We start from the raw sequence: 14,670 nt of genomic DNA, 5'->3' as shown, positions 1-14,670 counted from the left end.
CGGGCAAGGCCCCCGGCCTCAAGCGGATTTGGCCGTTGACGGTTTGAACGCCGCCCGTCGGGCGGCGCATTTTTGAGTATTTTCGAAAAGATGAAGATCAGACGGCCTGCGCGACTTTCGCACGGGTTTCCGAGATCATCAGCGCGGCCTGAGCCGCTTCGCGCCCTTTTTGTACGAAATGGTCGCGGTAGATCGCATTGTGATGATCAGTTTCCTGATATTGGTGCGGGGTCAGTGAGACCGAAAGGACAGGAACCCCTGTATCAAGCCCGGCGCGCATCAGACCATCGACCACGGCCTGCGCAACGAAATCGTGCCTGTAGATGCCGCCATCAACGACAAAGGCAGCGCAGGCGACGGCGGCATAGCGCCCGGTCCGGGCCAGATCACGGGCCAGCAGGGGCATCTCGAACGCGCCGGGAACGTCGTAGACATCGACTTGTTCCGAGGGGACGAGTTCGACGAAGCCGTCGAGCGCGCGGTCAACAATATCGGAATGCCAGTTGGCTTTTACAAAAGCATAGCGGGTGTGTGTCATCATGATCTCCTTTCAGTTTGGTGGCCTGCTGGCAGTCGCGAGAACCGGTTCCCACTTTTCGCTGCCAGCCCGTCATGACACGTCACCCAAGGCGATCACGAGCAGGCGCGCCGTATTACCAGCGCGGCTTGCACGTTCTCTTTCATCCGGACTGTAACCGTCGGCTCTGGTATCTCACCAGATCTGCTGACACCCCGAAAGCCGGGGCCGCTCGCGGGCTTACGGGCCGTGGCCCGCATACCGCCGGTGGGGAATTCCACCCCGCCCTGAGAACGAGGCGGACCTTGCCAAGAACTGTCCGACGCTGCAAGAGATTTGACAGGAGGACACTCATGCACCCTAACCCCGTTTTTCGCGCCGAGGATCGTGCGCGTCATATTGAATTCGCCCGCGACCGGGCGTTTGGCGTTCTGGCACTCTCTGCGGAAGAGGGCCCGTTATTAAGTCATGTCCCGTTTTTGTTGTCCGAAGACGGATCAATGGCTGACCTGCATCTTGTGCGCTCGAATCCTGTCGTGCGTGCGCTGCACGAACCGCAGCGCGCAAAGATCGCGGTGCAGGGGCCGGATGCATATATTTCGCCCGATTGGTACGGGGTCGAAGATCAGGTTCCGACATGGAATTATGTCGCCGTACACCTGATCGGAAAGCTTGAGCTACGCCCGCAGGACGAGTTGCGTGACGTACTTGACCGCCAATCTGCATTCTATGAAAAGCGGCTGCTGCCCAAGGCCCCATGGGTCACGGGAAAAATGTCCTCGGACGCGCTGAACAAGATGATGCGCATGATCGTTCCGTGCCGCATGCAGGTTGAAGATATTCAGGGCACGTGGAAGCTTGGTCAGAACAAACCCGAAGATGCGCGAAATGCTGCCGCTGATCAGGTGTCCTCTGGCTTTGGCAGTGAAATCGCCCGGCTGGCCGCCTTGATGCACAAGGCTTAACCAGCATCAGGCGCCGGGTTTACTGGGGGCTGAAGGTAGCCAGATAAGCGGCAATATCGTCTGCACCGGTCTTGAGTTTGACGCTCATGTTCGGACGGGCAGTTTCGTCATCCAGAAATTCCTTGATGAAGCCGATCGGATCCTGCGCATAAGCAACGATGTTTTCCTCGGTCCAGACCAGACCCGCTTCGCCGGCACGGATCATGTCATCCGTGAACATGCCGATCGGCAGGCGCTCGCTGCCATAGCGATAATCGTTTTCGGACCCGGCCACGCGACCGACGACGCCATACAGATTCGGGCCGGTGATTCCACCTTTGACCAGAACTTCACCATCCTTGATGATCGCATGACACGAAGAACAACGGTTATATATCGCCTCACCTTTCGCGGGGTCGCCCGCGGCAAGGGTCTGAGAGGGCAGGGCCATTGTGCACAAAGCAGCGGCCAGAATGATCTTTGACATTGGGGTCTCCTTGCAGGAGTTCGCACGCCTTTTGCGCTGTCCTTTATTCGCGCGGAAAGTGCAACAGGTGAGGCGCGTGCAATTTGTAATTTAAATCATCTATTTAGCGAGTATGTTTTTGCTGAAAACAATCTCCGTTTCGAAGTCTTGATTATGGACCTTTTGGGCGCAAATCAGCGGCACCCAGGACAGGCTTCAAATACCCAACCCGGGTGGCGGAAGGCGGGGTGCGAAAGCGAATCAATGACGCATGAATCGAAGTTGCCGACAAAGTCGCACGCGAGATTCACCAAAAAACACTCTCCGCAGCTGCTGGAAACGACACATGCGGCGTATTGCGCGTTTATGAACGCTGGACGAACACTATTCTCCCCGATAGTAAGCGCGGTTAAGACACCGCATTCGTGCGGTGCGCGAGCTATTTGCCCGTCCGCGGGCGCCAGACAATCGGAGATAACCTCGTGTCCCACGCAGAAGACCACGAAGGCACCCGCAGAGATTTCCTGTACTACGTCGCTGGCGGCGCAGGTGTCGTTGCAACGGGTGCAGCCGTATGGCCCCTGATCAACCAAATGAACCCATCGGCAGACGTTCAGGCGCTGTCCTCGATCCGTGTGGATGTGAGCGGTGTTGAGCCGGGTACGCAGCTGACCGTCAAATGGTTGGGAAAACCCGTCTTTGTCCGTCACCGCACCGGTGCCGAGATTCAGGAAGCTCAGAAACAGGACGCCGAAGGTGTTGATGCGCTGCCCGATCCGCTGGCCCGCAACTTTAACCTGAGCGCCGATGCCCCTGCGACCGACGCAAACCGTGTGATGCCGTCGCCGGAAGGCGAAGCGCCGGGTGCATGGGTCGTCCAGATGGGTGTTTGTACCCACCTCGGCTGTGTGCCTCTGGGTGATGCAGGCGACTTTGGTGGCTGGTTCTGCCCCTGCCACGGTTCACACTACGACCTTGCTGGTCGTATCCGCAAAGGCCCCGCGCCTGAGAACCTGCCCATTCCGCCCGCAGAGTGGGTGGACAACGGCACAATCAAACTCGGCTAAGGGAGACCCAAACTTATGTCCGGAATTCCCCACGATCATTACGAGCCGAAGACAAACGGCGAGAAATGGCTGAACAGCCGCCTGCCGATTGTTGGCCTGCTGTATGACACCCTCATGATCCCGACCCCCAAGAACCTGAACTGGTGGTGGATCTGGGGCATCGTTCTGGCGTTCTGCCTGGCGCTGCAAATTGTCACCGGTATCATTCTGGTGATGCACTATACGCCGCATGTCGACATGGCATTTGCCAGCATCGAACACATCATGCGCAACGTAAATGGCGGTTACTTCATCCGCTACCTGCACATGAATGGCGCATCGCTGTTCTTTGTTGCGGTCTACATCCACATCTTCCGCGGCTTGTTCTATGGCTCATACAAAGCCCCGCGCGAGATCACGTGGATCGTCGGCATGCTGATCTACCTGATGATGATGGGCACGGCCTTCATGGGCTATGTTCTGCCATGGGGTCAGATGTCCTTCTGGGGTGCGACTGTGATCACCGGTCTGTTTGGTGCCATTCCGTTTGTGGGTGACGCGATCCAGACCTGGCTGCTGGGCGGACCCGCGGTGGATAACGCCACGCTGAACCGCTTCTTCTCGCTGCATTACCTGCTGCCGTTCATCATCGCGGCTTTGGTCGTGGTACACATCTGGGCCTTCCACACCACGGGCAACAACAACCCCACAGGTGTTGAAGTGCGTCGCGGCTCGAAGGACGAGGCGAAGAAAGACACGCTGCCGTTCTGGCCGTATTTCGTGATCAAGGACCTGTTCGCGCTGGCCGTGATCCTGGTCGTGTTCTGGGCCGTTGTCGGTTTCATGCCGAACTATCTGGGCCACCCGGACAACTATATCGAAGCCAACCCGCTGGCGACACCCGCACATATCGTGCCTGAATGGTACTTCCTGCCGTTCTACGCGATCCTGCGTGCCTTTACCGGTGAAGTCTGGGTTGTTCAGTTCGCCAGCTTCATCACCGGTGGTATCGTTGACGCCAAGTTCTTCGGTGTTCTGGCGATGTTTGGTGCGATCCTGGCCATGGCGCTGGCGCCCTGGCTGGACACGTCGAGCGTGCGTTCGGGCAAGTACCGTCCGATGTTGAAATGGTGGTTCTACCTGCTGATCATCGACTTCTTCGCCCTGATGTGGCTGGGTGCGATGCCTGCGGAAGAACCCTATGCGACCTTCTCGCTGATCGCATCGGCCTACTGGTTCGCCTATTTCTTCGTGATCCTGCCGATCCTTGGTGTGATCGAGAAACCTCTGGCCCAGCCCGAGACCATCGAAGAAGACTTCAACGCGCATTATGGCAAGGCTGACGCCGACGCCACGCCGGCCGAGTAAGAAGAGGGACCGGAAACATGTTCAAGAAACTTGCAATCGGCGCCGCGTTTGCTCTGGCCCTGACCCCTGCTGCTTCCATTGCAGCAGGTGGTGGTGAGCAGCATATCGAAGATTTCGCCTTCTCGTTCGAAGGCCCGTTCGGCACCTGGGATCAGCATCAGCTGCAACGCGGCCTGCAGATCTATACCGAGGTCTGCGCGGCTTGCCACGGTCTGCAATATGTGCCGCTGCGCGATCTGGAAGCGCTGGGTTACTCGGAAGAAGAAGTCATCGCATACGCTGCTGGCAACTTCGAAGTCTTCGACCCCGAGCTGGACGATTTCCGCCCGGCGATTCCCACCGATCACTTCCCGGCCAATACCGGCGTCGGCGCTCCGGACCTTAGCTTGATGGCAAAGGCACGTGCTGGCTTCCACGGGCCTTATGGTCTGGGCATCAACCAGCTGGTCAAAGGCATGGGTGGCCCGGAATACATCGCCTCGCTGCTACACGGCTACACTGGCCACGAAAAAGAAGAAGCGGGTGCAGTGCTCTACGAAAACACCGCCTTCCCCGGCGGCTGGATTTCCATGGCGCCTCCGCTGGCTGACGAGCAGGTCGAGTTCGCAGACGGGCACTCGAACACGGTCGAGCATATGGCCGAGGACGTTGCCGCATTCCTGATGTGGGCGGCCGAGCCAAAGCTGACAGACCGCAAGAACGCAGGCTTTGTCGGTGTCATCTTCCTGACCGTTCTGTCGGTGCTGCTGTACCTGGTCAACAAGCGCCTCTGGGCACCGCACAAGGGCAAACTCCGCAAGGAAGATTGATCCGATCCGTCCTACCGGATTTTACTAATTCAGCCCCCGCGCCGTCAGGTTGCGGGGGTTTTCTTTTTCCAAGCCTCCATCAGCGCGCGCTTATTTGACCGAAATAAGCGCCGGGTCAATGGATTGGACAGCTTCACAGGCGCACATCAGCCACAACGGCTGATCAACTGCCGTTTGTCTGAAACACGGAGTCACGACAATGAAACTTCCTATTCTTTTTGCCTCAATTCTATTTGCAACGCCGGTATTGGCACTGGATCTCGCACCCGATGCCGAGCTTGGAAAATCCGAAGCCGAAATTCGGCAAACGCTGACAGGCATGGGATTCGATGTCCGCAAAATCGAGACGGAAGACGGCAAGATCGAAGCCTATGTCGTCAAGGATGGTAAACTGGCCGAGGTTTACGTTGATCCCGCAAGCGGTAAAGTCGTCAAGATTGAGGATCAGTAACCAGAATGTCTGAAACAGAATTGATGCATCGTGGGCGCACAGGCGCCCACGACGTTCAGGTCTGGGATCCTTTGGTCCGGCTGGTTCACTGGGTCGTAGTCTTGTGCGTTCTGATCAATGCGGGGATATCAAATCCCGAGGGCGCGTTCCACGAATATGTGGGCTATGTCGTGCTGGCTTTGGTCTTGTTGCGGTTGCTTTGGGGGTTAACGGGTCCGGCTTTTGCCAGGTTTGCAGCCTTCCCTTTCAGCCCCCGTTCGGCACTCAACCACCTGCGCGACATGGGGCGTGGTGACCAAAGCGTGCACCTTTCACACAACCCTCTGGGGGCCTTAATGGTCTATAACCTCTGGGCGACACTGCTGGCTTTGTGTGTGACAGGGTTCATGATGGGGACAGTTCGGTTCTTTGGCATCGAATGGGTCGAAGATCTGCACGAACTGGCCTTCAACTGGCTGATGCTGTCTGTTCTGCTGCATGTTGCCGGGGTTGTCATTGATCAGAGGCGAACAGGTGTCGCTTTGGCAAAAGCTATGATAACAGGGCGGAAGAATATACCTGAGGATTGGTCAACCAAATGATCAAATGGATCAGCAGCCATTGGCGGCCCGGCGATGCAGACGCTCACCGGGCTGTACTTATGTCGATAATGATCGTTGTTCAGGTACTTTGCGTGGTGTTTTACCTTGGCGACGTTGCTCTGGATTTGAAGGAAGGCGAGGGGCCTTCTCATGTAAGTCTTGAGGCTTTTGTCGCATTTGTTTTGCTTGCCGGAGTTGTTTTTTTCATGATTGAACTTCGACGCCTGCTGGCAAGGGTGGAACAGACCAAGCTTGGCCTACAGGCCGCGCAGGGTGAAATGAGCGTCGTCATCAACACGTTCTTCGACCGTTGGGGACTTACCACTGCCGAGCGTGATGTGGGTCTATTGGTTCTGAAAGGGCTGGATAACGAAAACATCGCGCGCATCCGGGGGCGGGCCGTAGGAACCGTGCGCGCGCAGACCGCCTCGATCTATGCCAAAGCCGGGGTTGACGGGCGAGCGCAGCTGATAAGCGTATTCATGGAAGAATTGCTTATCGCAGATGGCGAGGCTGCGGACCTTCAGACAACCAAACTGTGATCAATCGCCCCAATGGCTCGGGCGGTTACGATCTGGCCTTCGGGCTGAGGTGCATTGAACGTAACTTCGGTGAATTGTTCCGTCCGCCCCTTATGCGGGTTCTCCATCAGGATCCGGTGGGTTTTACCGACCTGATCTGACAGGTGTTTCCTGACCTGAACGTCCCCAGCCGCACGCAGACGGGCTGCGCGATCCTTGATTACATTGCCGTTCACCTGCTGCGGGATACGAGCCGCTGGAGTACCTTCGCGTTTCGAATATGGGAAAACATGCAGCCAGGTCAGATCGCAATCGGTAACCAGTTTCAGCGAGTTCTCGAAATGCGCTTCGGTCTCGGTCGGGAAACCTGCGATGATGTCGGCACCAAAGGTCATGTCGGGGCGCAGTTTCCGAGCCTCTTCGGTAAACCGAATGGCATCGTCGCGCAGGTGGCGGCGTTTCATGCGCTTCAGGATCAGATCGTCGCCATGCTGTAGCGACAGGTGCAGATGCGGCATCAGGCGTGGTTCGGTTGCGATGGCCTGCATCAGATTCTCGTCCACTTCGATCGAGTCGATCGAACTGATCCGCAGACGGGCCAAATCCGGCACCAGCTTCAGGATGCGCATCACCAGATCGCCCAGTTTGGGCTGTGCAGGCAGATCGGCCCCCCATGAGGTCAGGTCGACGCCAGTCAGCACCACCTCATGATAGCCCCGATCCACCAGCCGCTTGATCTGATCCACCACAACACCGGCAGGCACGCTGCGGGAATTGCCCCGGCCATAGGGAATGATGCAAAAGGTACAGCGGTGATCACAGCCGTTCTGAACCTGCACATAAGCGCGTGAGCGTGTGCCAAACCCGTCGATCAGGTGCCCGGCCGTTTCGGTGACAGACATGATGTCATCGACCTGAACGGCCTCGGTCTCGCCGATAAAGTCGGCGGCCATGCCTTTCCAGGTTTCTGGCCGCATCTTTTCCGTGTTGCCGATCACCGCATCGACCTCGGCCATCTGCGCGAAGGTGTCGGGTTCTGTCTGGGCGGCGCACCCGGTAACAATCAGCCGGGCGTTCGGATTTTCACGACGCAGTTTCCGAATCTCCTGCCGTGCCTTGCGCACAGCCTCAGCTGTGACGGCGCAGGTGTTTATCACCACGGCATCCGTCAGTCCGGCTTGTTGCGACAGCTCTTTCATCGCCTCGGTTTCATAGGCGTTCAGGCGGCAACCCAATGTGGTGAATTTAGGCGGGTTCATCCCAGCGTCCCTAAGAACTCGGGCGACAACGTGCCCGAGAAGACGTGACAGGTTGACCCGGTCATCCAGACACCATCCTCGCGCCAGTCAACCCAAAGGGTTCCCCCATCAAGATCAATCTGCACCTTTCGCCCCGTCAGCCCACGCCGCGCCGCAGCCACCGCGGTTGCACAGGATGACGACCCTGATGCCAGGGTGATGCCCACGCCCCGTTCCCACACCCGCATGCGGATGTGATCCGGACCCACAACCTGAGCCACCTGCACATTGGTGCGCTCGGGATACAAAGGATGGTGTTCATAGCGCGCGCCGAACTCGGCCAAGGGAATCGCCTCGGCGTTTTCAACAAAGAACGTGCAGTGCGGATTGCCCATACCCGTCGCTGTCGGGGTTCCCTCGATGGGCAGTTCCAGCGTGTCCATCTCTTCAGCCAGCGGAATTTCGTGCCATTCCAACTGAGGAAGACCCATATTGACCGAGGTCAGCCCATCACCTGCGTCCTGCGCAAAAAGTGTTCCACGTTCGGTTGTCAACGTCAGCTGGGTTTTGCCCGTCTCATCCATCAACATTCGTGCGATGCATCTTGTGGCGTTGCCACACGCCGCCGAAGTTGATCCATCCGAATTATAAAACACCAGATGCGCGTCCGCCGCACCGTTTTCGATTACGGCCAGCTGATCGAATCCCACACCAAAATGCCGATGCCCGATTCCTCGGGCCAGAGCCGGGGTAATCGAAACATCCTGCATGCGCGCGTCAACGACGACGAAGTCATTTCCCAGCCCATGCATCTTGACAAAGGGCAATCCGGTATCGAGTTTCTGTTGCATGGCGGCGATATAGCGTCGGTCGGAACATGAATCCACCCTGTCGCGTCGAATCGTGAAAAAAGGGGTTGACCCCCCTGCGCCACCTGCCTAAGTAGGCCGCCTATCGGGTCGCCGGAAACACAGGTTGTTTCAGCGAAACGAGGCGCAAATTAAGGGCTTGAACCCGGTTGGGAAATTGCCGTAAAGAGCGCCACGGATCGAGAAGATCCAATAAAAGAGTGGGCCGTTAGCTCAGTTGGTAGAGCAACTGACTTTTAATCAGTGGGTCGCAGGTTCGAATCCTGCACGGCTCACCACTTTTGTCAATAAAAACAACATCCTGTAAGGCATCTGGCCTCCACTTAAAGTATAGTAACTCCATATGGAGGCCAAATCCGGGGCCAGCGATATTTTCAGGCCGTGTTTTGATTAAGCATCGCCCTAGCCTCATCGGCAGCGGGGCGCCTGGCATACTTCGCATATTTCTGGGTCTGCTGCAGGGTGGCATGACCTAGCAGGAACGAAACTTTATCCAAGGGCATCCCGTTATTCAGGAGGCGGGTGGCATAAGAAAACTAACATCGTGGAACCATGCATGGTTTATCGAAGGGCGGCTGAACACCCAACCCTGAAACTCGCACCATTTTTGCCTGGGGAAGGCTCCGAGCCTTAGGTTTGCTATCAATTGTGGGCGCAAATTATGAGGTTGCTCCGAGGTCAACGTCTGCTGGGTTAGATCAGCCCCCTAAGCCGACAATCCCACCTACAGACACGAAGACAAAGCCCAATATGGTGTTCACGTCGACATAATATCCGTGGATCGCACCTCTGAGGCGCGTGCTTTTCATTTAATGGTCTCACGGCCTCCAGCCGCTCGACTAAGAATCCAGTCGATACCGCGGAGATAGTCTTCAATTGTTAGGGGATTGTTTGCTCCGCTGGATGCGGAGAGCACAAACCCGTGCGCATAGTCGATCAGCAAGTGAACAAGAACATCGCCGCCATCGCTGTATTCAAGCTGGTCCGTGCTGGCCTTCAGGTCCGCCGCCACGTCTGTCAAATCCGCGCTCATCAGCTTAACATCCTCAAGGATCGCGCGCAAAAGGTTGGCGTTCTTCAAGGCATACCCATAGTAGGTCGCCATGATGCTTCGGGACCGCTCTACCGGCGTGCCCCCCTTCACGCCATCCAGGACGCCGGCGAATGCGTATTCCACCAGATCGGACAGAAGCTGTTTCTTGCTGCCGGCGTGATAGGCCACCGCCATCGGGGTGACCCCAAGGCGATCCGCAAGCATGCGAAACGACAGCGCGTCAACGCCCTTGTCCTGGACGATCGGCAAGGCAGTCTTCACGATCAGTTGTTTCGAAAGACGCTGAGCGGCCTTCGGCGGCCGCCCGGGTAAAGACGCCTTTGTCACGCGGCTTTCAGCCTGTAATCGAGGTCCACCAGACCCGAGGGAAAGCTGTTGACCGACACCAGTTCCAGATCGACGTCGCCCTTGGTCTCGCCAAATATCCGGATGCCCTCACCGATCAGGATGGGAACAAGGGTGATCCGCATGTCTTCCACCAGCCCGGCCTTCAGGAACGAGCGAATGATCGCGCCGCCATCCACATAGACGCGGTTGAAACCTCGTGCCTCAAAGCTTGCCATCAAGTCTTCGGGTGCCATGTCTGACACCTCCACTTTGTCGCGCAGATCGTCTGGGATGTCGTCGGCGTTCATCGTCCGACTGAGAACCACAACCGGTTTGGCATAGGGCCAGGCTCCGAAACCGCGCACCGTCCGATAAGAGCCCGAGCCCATTACGATCACATCGACACTGTCCTGAAAGGCAACAAAGCCGTGATCTTCATCCTCGGTCGGTTGCTTTTCTAACCAATCCAACCGGTGATCGGGCCGCGCGACAAAGCCGTCCAGGCTCATCGCCATCATGATATGTCCTGTGGGCAAATTCGGAGTCTCATGCAGTGTATTTATACATCGTATAATAATTTCTGGTAGAATACTCAAGAGAGGGTCTTTTCAGGCTTCGCCGAGAAGCCAGTTCGAGAAAGCCTTCACTGCTTCACTCGAAGCAGCGCTGTGGGGTTGAACCAGAAAATATCCGTAATCGGACAAATCGATCTCGGACAATCGAAAAAGCCGTTCCGCCTTAAGGTCATCCCGAACCAGATCATCCATCAAAGCGATCCCTTGCCCGTCGATGACGGCCTGAACTCGGACATTCGGGTCCGGCACGATCAACACATCCCGCCGTGATTGCGTGGGCAGATCTGCGGCGTTCAGCCAATCGGACCAGGCGGTGCTGTCATCGCGATCTCTAAGCAGGGTCAGATGCGGTATCGCGGCTTGCATGCCCAGCCTGTTGACCAGGTCTGCGACGGCCCGATTGCCCACTGGAAAGGGCGGCATGGACATGAACGGTGTCACGATGCCGTCTTTCCAGTTCCCGTTGCCCCATCGGATTGTCAGACCCACTCCCTGCAATTCATGTGCCGAGAATTCGATCATCGGCTGAATGCGAAGCTGCACATCAGGGTGGCTTTGCATGAAGGTCATCAGACGTGGCGACAGCCAGCGCGCCGCGAAATAGGTCGAAACACCAACTGTCAGAGAGAGGGTCGAGACCCCCTTCAAGACCTGAATTTCGGTTTCGATCTCTTCGTATCGGCTCTGGCAGATCGCCAATAGCTTCAACCCTTCTCCGGTCAGAGTGACGCCGCGCGGAGTGCGCTGGAACAGGCTCATCCCCAGATCGGCCTCAAGCGTTTTGATCTGATAGCTGATCGCGCCTTTCGTCATATTAAGTGCCACAGCCGCCATCGAAAAGCTGGAATGACGTGCGATCTCGGCAAAAAGCCTCAGCAGATCATGGTGATGAAAGCGGGCAGTCATAAAGATGAGTATAAATTATTTGTACGTAGCGGACAGAAAATTTCGATTTTCAAACATATTTTTAAACCCAAAAACTTCAATCAGTCTTACAAAGCGAAGAGATCGCGTTGGAACCTTTAAACGCAACATCAGGCATGTCAGCACCTCAGGGTCGCCGCAGCAGCGCGCGCAGGGGTCGTCTGTCCCGTCACAACGCGCCATGCGAGAGCCCGCCGTTCACTGGCCGCAAGATACCTGCATACGAATTGCTAGATGAAACGGCATTGGCCCGCATCGAAGATCAGGCCGACTGGATATTGGACAAGATCGGTGTCGAGTTCCGTGGGGACCAAACGGCGCTGGATCTCTTCGCAAAAGCGGGCGCGCGGGTCGAATTTGAACGTGTAAGGTTTGAGCCGGGCCATGTTCGCGCGCTGTGTGCCACGGCTCCGGCTGAGTTTCAGCTACATGCCCGCGATCCGGCCAAGACCGTGACACTTGGCGGCGACAAAGTTGTGCTGATGCCCGGATATGGCTCGCCGTTTGTCAGCGACCTGGCAAAGGGTCGGCGCTATGCGACGCTGGAGGATTTCCGCAATTTCGTGAAACTGGCCTATCTTGCGCCCACCATGCACCATTCGGGGGGCACGGTTGTCGAGCCGACAGATGTTCCGGTGAACAAGCGGCATCTGGACATGATGCTGGCGCATCTGACGCTGTCGACCAAGCCCTTCATGGGCTCTGTCACTGCACCTGAGCGCGCGCGCGACAGTATCGAAATGGCCCGCCTCGTCTTCGGCCGCGACGCCATGGAACACCACGCAGTGATGCAGGCCAATATCAACGCCAACTCGCCGCTGATCTATGATGACACCATGTCTTCGGCCCTGCGCATCTATGCAGAAGCCGGCCAATGCGTTTGTGTGTCGCCCGCGATTTTTGCCGGTGCCATGGGGCCACTTTCCCCGGCTGCGGTGGCGGCACAGACGCTGGCCGAAGCCATGGTTGGCATCGCTCTTGCGCAACTTGTGCGCCCCGGTTGTCCTGTGGTCTTCGGTTCGTTCCACTCGACAATGAATCTGCGCACCGGCGCGCTGACATTTGGCTCGCCCGAGGCGAACATGACCACCATGGCGCTTTCGCAACTGGGTCGAAGGCTGGGCGTGCCGGTGCGCTCTGGCGGGGGGCAGATCACCGCGTCCAACGCACCCGACGGGCAGGCGATGCAGGACAGCACCGGCGCGATGTGGTCCACGCTGCTCTCTGGTGCGCATCAGGTCTGGCATGCAGCGGGCTGGCTCGAGGGCGGGCTTGTGATGTCTTATGAGAAATTCATCATGGACCTCGATCATTGCGGTGCGATGCTGAAGCTCTTGCAAGGTTTCGATACCGATAACGAGGCCTTTGGCCGGGATGCCTACTATGAGACGGATCTGGGCGAGAACTTTCTGTCGACCAGTCACACCCTGCGCCACTACACGACGGCGAATTTTGAGCCACAGATATCTGACGCCGGCCCATTCGAGACCTGGTCTGAAAATGGCGCGCTGACCGCTGATCAACGCGCCACCTCGCGATGGCAAAAGATGTTGGACGACTATCAACAACCCGAAATGAAACCCGACATCCGAGTCGCGCTTGAGGACTTCGTATCCGAGCGCAAGGCACAGATGCCGGACGAATGGTACTAGAAAGGAACACCCATGACCGAAGAACTCAGCCGCACATCCGCCCTTGCTTCCCGCCACACGGCACTCGGCTCGGGGCTGGAGGATTGGAATGGGATGGGCACCGCCTGGACCTACAACACCGATCCGGGCGACGAACACGATGCGGTCCGCGAGCGCGCGGGCATGTTTGATATGTCACCCTTAAAAAAGGTCTTCGTGCGTGGTCCTCACGCTCAGGCGGTACTCGATCACCTGACTTCACGCGATCTGTCAAAGGTCAAACCGGGAAAGGCGGCCTATCTATGCGTTCTGACTGATCAGGGCGGGATCGCCGACGACGCGATCGTGTCAAACAACGGCGGCGACGAATGGATGATCGTGCATGGTTCGGGCGACACGATGGCGCTCTTGCAGGCTTCGGCGGAAGGGCGCGATGTTGAGGTGCAGTTCACCGATGATCTGCATGATCTGTCGGTTCAGGGACCTGCGTCGCTGGATATTCTAAACGCGCATACGGATATCGACCTGAGCACTCTGTCCTATTTCGAGCACGCGCCAGCAACGCTCTTCGGCCATTCTTGCCGCATCTCACGCACCGGATACTCTGGTGAACGCGGTTACGAGATTTTCGCGGGTGGCTCGGTGATCACCGACATCTGGGACAAACTGGTCGAGGCAGGTGTAATGCCCTGTTCCTTCACTGCGCTCGACAAGGTGCGCATCGAAGCGGGCCTGCTGTTCTACGGCTACGACATGACCGAGGACAACACCCCGTGGGAGGTTGGTCTGGGCTTCACGGTGAGCAGCACCAAGGGTGATTTCCGCGGCAAATCGGCGGTCATGGCGGCGAAAGGCGCTGAGAAGGTCAACAACGTTTGCCTCGACATCGACCACCCGGACATGGTCGAAGGCGGTGAAGCCCTGATGCTAGACGGTCGACGCGTCGGCACCATCAACAGCCCCTGCTATTCGCACCGGATGGGCAAATCTCTTGCCGTCGCCCATGTTCAGCCCGGACTTTCAATCGGGACCACGCTGAGCGTCTCGGCAAATGGTCTCAACACTAGCGCCGCAATTGTGTCCAAACCTATTTATGACCCCAACAAAACGCACACTCACGAATAGAATGGCATCGGCACCGGCCCAATCCTGCCGTTCGACCTTAGTTCTGAATTCTGCGGTTGCAGCCCGCTTTCCGGACATTCGCCGCAAGCGCGAACTCCGGGCCTCGTCGAACTCACAGATTGCGGAGATAGTGTTGAAAAAGTCCATTGATTGGTCGGTCTGTCGCTGATTCACTCGTTTTATGAGCGGAGGTGCGGCGATGATGGGACCGAGGCAGGTGGCGC

The 14,670-nt window shown here is 57.3% G+C and carries 16 protein-coding genes, 1 tRNA gene, 1 pseudogene and 1 riboswitch; of the genes and pseudogenes, 10 read left to right on the top strand and 8 right to left on the bottom strand.

Translation table 11 applies throughout. From position 1 onward, the window contains the following. Positions 1-97: 97 nt before the first annotated feature. Positions 98-538: a 6,7-dimethyl-8-ribityllumazine synthase gene (locus tag ACR0DS_RS15360; protein ID WP_480546933.1), complete on the bottom strand. Its 441-nt coding sequence runs from the start codon at positions 536-538 to the stop codon at positions 98-100. A gap of 130 nt (positions 539-668) precedes the next feature. After that, a riboswitch (FMN riboswitch) is annotated at positions 669-816 on the bottom strand. A 54-nt stretch (positions 817-870) separates the two neighbouring features. On the opposite strand from ACR0DS_RS15360, the gene ACR0DS_RS15355 reads away from it, so the two are divergent. Next, positions 871-1,482 carry an FMN-binding negative transcriptional regulator gene (locus ACR0DS_RS15355; RefSeq protein WP_480560142.1) on the top strand — a complete coding sequence of 204 codons (612 nt, stop codon included), beginning with the start codon at positions 871-873 and terminating at the stop codon, positions 1,480-1,482. Between the two features lie 19 nt (positions 1,483-1,501). Here the strand turns inward: ACR0DS_RS15355 and ACR0DS_RS15350 are convergent, their stop codons facing one another. After that, the gene (locus tag ACR0DS_RS15350; RefSeq protein ID WP_480482769.1) at positions 1,502-1,948 is read right to left on the bottom strand and encodes a c-type cytochrome; all 447 of its coding nucleotides are present in this window, start codon (positions 1,946-1,948) and stop codon (positions 1,502-1,504) included. 461 nt (positions 1,949-2,409) lie between these two features. Between ACR0DS_RS15350 and petA the strand changes: the two genes are divergently transcribed. The 6 genes from petA (at position 2,410) to ACR0DS_RS15320 (ending at position 6,724) form a co-directional block, all read left to right on the top strand. Continuing rightward, positions 2,410-2,994, top strand: a complete 585-nt coding sequence (gene petA, locus ACR0DS_RS15345) for a ubiquinol-cytochrome c reductase iron-sulfur subunit (RefSeq protein ID WP_267363183.1) — start codon at positions 2,410-2,412, stop codon at positions 2,992-2,994. Between the two features lie 15 nt (positions 2,995-3,009). Further along, complete coding sequence (petB, locus tag ACR0DS_RS15340) at positions 3,010-4,341, top strand: cytochrome b (protein ID WP_267363184.1); 1,332 nt, start codon at positions 3,010-3,012, stop codon at positions 4,339-4,341. A gap of 17 nt (positions 4,342-4,358) precedes the next feature. Beyond that, on the top strand, positions 4,359-5,150 hold the full coding sequence (locus tag ACR0DS_RS15335; RefSeq protein ID WP_480482771.1) for a cytochrome c1: 792 nt from the start codon (positions 4,359-4,361) through the stop codon (positions 5,148-5,150). 199 nt (positions 5,151-5,349) lie between these two features. Beyond that, positions 5,350-5,601 (top strand): PepSY domain-containing protein, encoded by a 252-nt coding sequence (locus tag ACR0DS_RS15330; protein ID WP_480506915.1) that lies wholly within the window; start codon positions 5,350-5,352, stop codon positions 5,599-5,601. Positions 5,602-5,606: 5 nt separating this feature from the next. Beyond that, positions 5,607-6,182, top strand: a complete 576-nt coding sequence (locus ACR0DS_RS15325; RefSeq protein WP_480482775.1) for a cytochrome b/b6 domain-containing protein — start codon at positions 5,607-5,609, stop codon at positions 6,180-6,182. Further along, positions 6,179-6,724: a helix-turn-helix transcriptional regulator gene (locus ACR0DS_RS15320; protein WP_480482777.1), complete on the top strand. Its 546-nt coding sequence runs from the start codon at positions 6,179-6,181 to the stop codon at positions 6,722-6,724. The genes ACR0DS_RS15325 and ACR0DS_RS15320 overlap by 4 nt, the downstream gene beginning before the upstream one ends. Here ACR0DS_RS15320 and mtaB read toward each other — a convergent pair. Both mtaB and dapF read right to left on the bottom strand, forming a co-directional pair. Further along, positions 6,706-7,962: a tRNA (N(6)-L-threonylcarbamoyladenosine(37)-C(2))-methylthiotransferase MtaB gene (gene mtaB / locus ACR0DS_RS15315; protein ID WP_480560144.1), complete on the bottom strand. Its 1,257-nt coding sequence runs from the start codon at positions 7,960-7,962 to the stop codon at positions 6,706-6,708. The two genes, ACR0DS_RS15320 and mtaB, sit on opposite strands and share 19 nt — an antisense overlap. Beyond that, the gene (dapF, locus tag ACR0DS_RS15310) at positions 7,959-8,792 is read right to left on the bottom strand and encodes a diaminopimelate epimerase (RefSeq protein ID WP_480560146.1); all 834 of its coding nucleotides are present in this window, start codon (positions 8,790-8,792) and stop codon (positions 7,959-7,961) included. The genes mtaB and dapF overlap by 4 nt, the downstream gene beginning before the upstream one ends. Before the next feature lie 220 nt (positions 8,793-9,012). Here dapF and ACR0DS_RS15305 point away from each other — a divergent pair. Further along, positions 9,013-9,088 (top strand) — tRNA-Lys (locus tag ACR0DS_RS15305). A 96-nt stretch (positions 9,089-9,184) separates the two neighbouring features. On the opposite strand, the pseudogene ACR0DS_RS15300 reads toward ACR0DS_RS15305, so the two are convergent. From ACR0DS_RS15300 to ACR0DS_RS15285, 4 genes and pseudogenes are all read right to left on the bottom strand, one after another. Next, positions 9,185-9,331 (bottom strand): annotated as a pseudogene (locus ACR0DS_RS15300) (hypothetical protein); the annotation flags it as partial. A 284-nt stretch (positions 9,332-9,615) separates the two neighbouring features. Beyond that, the gene (locus ACR0DS_RS15295) at positions 9,616-10,191 is read right to left on the bottom strand and encodes a TetR/AcrR family transcriptional regulator (RefSeq protein ID WP_480560148.1); all 576 of its coding nucleotides are present in this window, start codon (positions 10,189-10,191) and stop codon (positions 9,616-9,618) included. Then, positions 10,188-10,709: a dihydrofolate reductase family protein gene (locus ACR0DS_RS15290; RefSeq protein ID WP_480482785.1), complete on the bottom strand. Its 522-nt coding sequence runs from the start codon at positions 10,707-10,709 to the stop codon at positions 10,188-10,190. Before ACR0DS_RS15290 ends, ACR0DS_RS15295 begins: the two co-directional genes overlap by 4 nt. Positions 10,710-10,799: 90 nt before the next feature. After that, the gene (locus tag ACR0DS_RS15285; protein WP_480487819.1) at positions 10,800-11,672 is read right to left on the bottom strand and encodes a LysR substrate-binding domain-containing protein; all 873 of its coding nucleotides are present in this window, start codon (positions 11,670-11,672) and stop codon (positions 10,800-10,802) included. A 134-nt stretch (positions 11,673-11,806) separates the two neighbouring features. Between ACR0DS_RS15285 and ACR0DS_RS15280 the strand changes: the two genes are divergently transcribed. Together ACR0DS_RS15280 and ACR0DS_RS15275 are read left to right on the top strand one after the other, a co-directional pair. After that, a complete protein-coding gene (locus ACR0DS_RS15280; protein WP_480482789.1) occupies positions 11,807-13,342 on the top strand; it encodes a trimethylamine methyltransferase family protein in 1,536 nt (511 codons plus the stop codon). Positions 13,343-13,354: 12 nt separating this feature from the next. Further along, on the top strand, positions 13,355-14,446 hold the full coding sequence (locus ACR0DS_RS15275) for an aminomethyl transferase family protein (protein ID WP_480487815.1): 1,092 nt from the start codon (positions 13,355-13,357) through the stop codon (positions 14,444-14,446). The last annotated feature ends 224 nt before the right edge of the window (positions 14,447-14,670 follow it).

The sequence above is a fragment of the Ruegeria sp. AF5 genome, from assembly GCF_056541905.1.
The sequence above is the reverse complement of the archived record's forward strand: the minus strand, read 5'-3'. Positions and strand labels throughout refer to the sequence as shown.

Bases quoted from the DNA above. Each gene is read 5' to 3' on its own strand.
- ACR0DS_RS15280 (WP_480482789.1), top strand. From the start codon at position 11,807: ATGTCAGCACCTCAGGGTCGCCGCAGCAGCGCGCGCAGGGGTCGTCTG.
- ACR0DS_RS15330 (WP_480506915.1), top strand. From the start codon at position 5,350: ATGAAACTTCCTATTCTTTTTGCCTCAATTCTATTTGCAACGCCGGTA.
- ACR0DS_RS15275 (WP_480487815.1), top strand. From the start codon at position 13,355: ATGACCGAAGAACTCAGCCGCACATCCGCCCTTGCTTCCCGCCACACG.
- ACR0DS_RS15325 (WP_480482775.1), top strand. From the start codon at position 5,607: ATGTCTGAAACAGAATTGATGCATCGTGGGCGCACAGGCGCCCACGAC.
- mtaB (WP_480560144.1), bottom strand. From the start codon at position 7,962: ATGAACCCGCCTAAATTCACCACATTGGGTTGCCGCCTGAACGCCTAT.
- petB (WP_267363184.1), top strand. From the start codon at position 3,010: ATGTCCGGAATTCCCCACGATCATTACGAGCCGAAGACAAACGGCGAG.
- ACR0DS_RS15320 (WP_480482777.1), top strand. From the start codon at position 6,179: ATGATCAAATGGATCAGCAGCCATTGGCGGCCCGGCGATGCAGACGCT.
- ACR0DS_RS15290 (WP_480482785.1), bottom strand. From the start codon at position 10,709: ATGATGGCGATGAGCCTGGACGGCTTTGTCGCGCGGCCCGATCACCGG.
- dapF (WP_480560146.1), bottom strand. From the start codon at position 8,792: ATGCAACAGAAACTCGATACCGGATTGCCCTTTGTCAAGATGCATGGG.
- ACR0DS_RS15355 (WP_480560142.1), top strand. From the start codon at position 871: ATGCACCCTAACCCCGTTTTTCGCGCCGAGGATCGTGCGCGTCATATT.
- ACR0DS_RS15360 (WP_480546933.1), bottom strand. From the start codon at position 538: ATGACACACACCCGCTATGCTTTTGTAAAAGCCAACTGGCATTCCGAT.
- ACR0DS_RS15350 (WP_480482769.1), bottom strand. From the start codon at position 1,948: ATGTCAAAGATCATTCTGGCCGCTGCTTTGTGCACAATGGCCCTGCCC.
- ACR0DS_RS15285 (WP_480487819.1), bottom strand. From the start codon at position 11,672: ATGACTGCCCGCTTTCATCACCATGATCTGCTGAGGCTTTTTGCCGAG.
- ACR0DS_RS15335 (WP_480482771.1), top strand. From the start codon at position 4,359: ATGTTCAAGAAACTTGCAATCGGCGCCGCGTTTGCTCTGGCCCTGACC.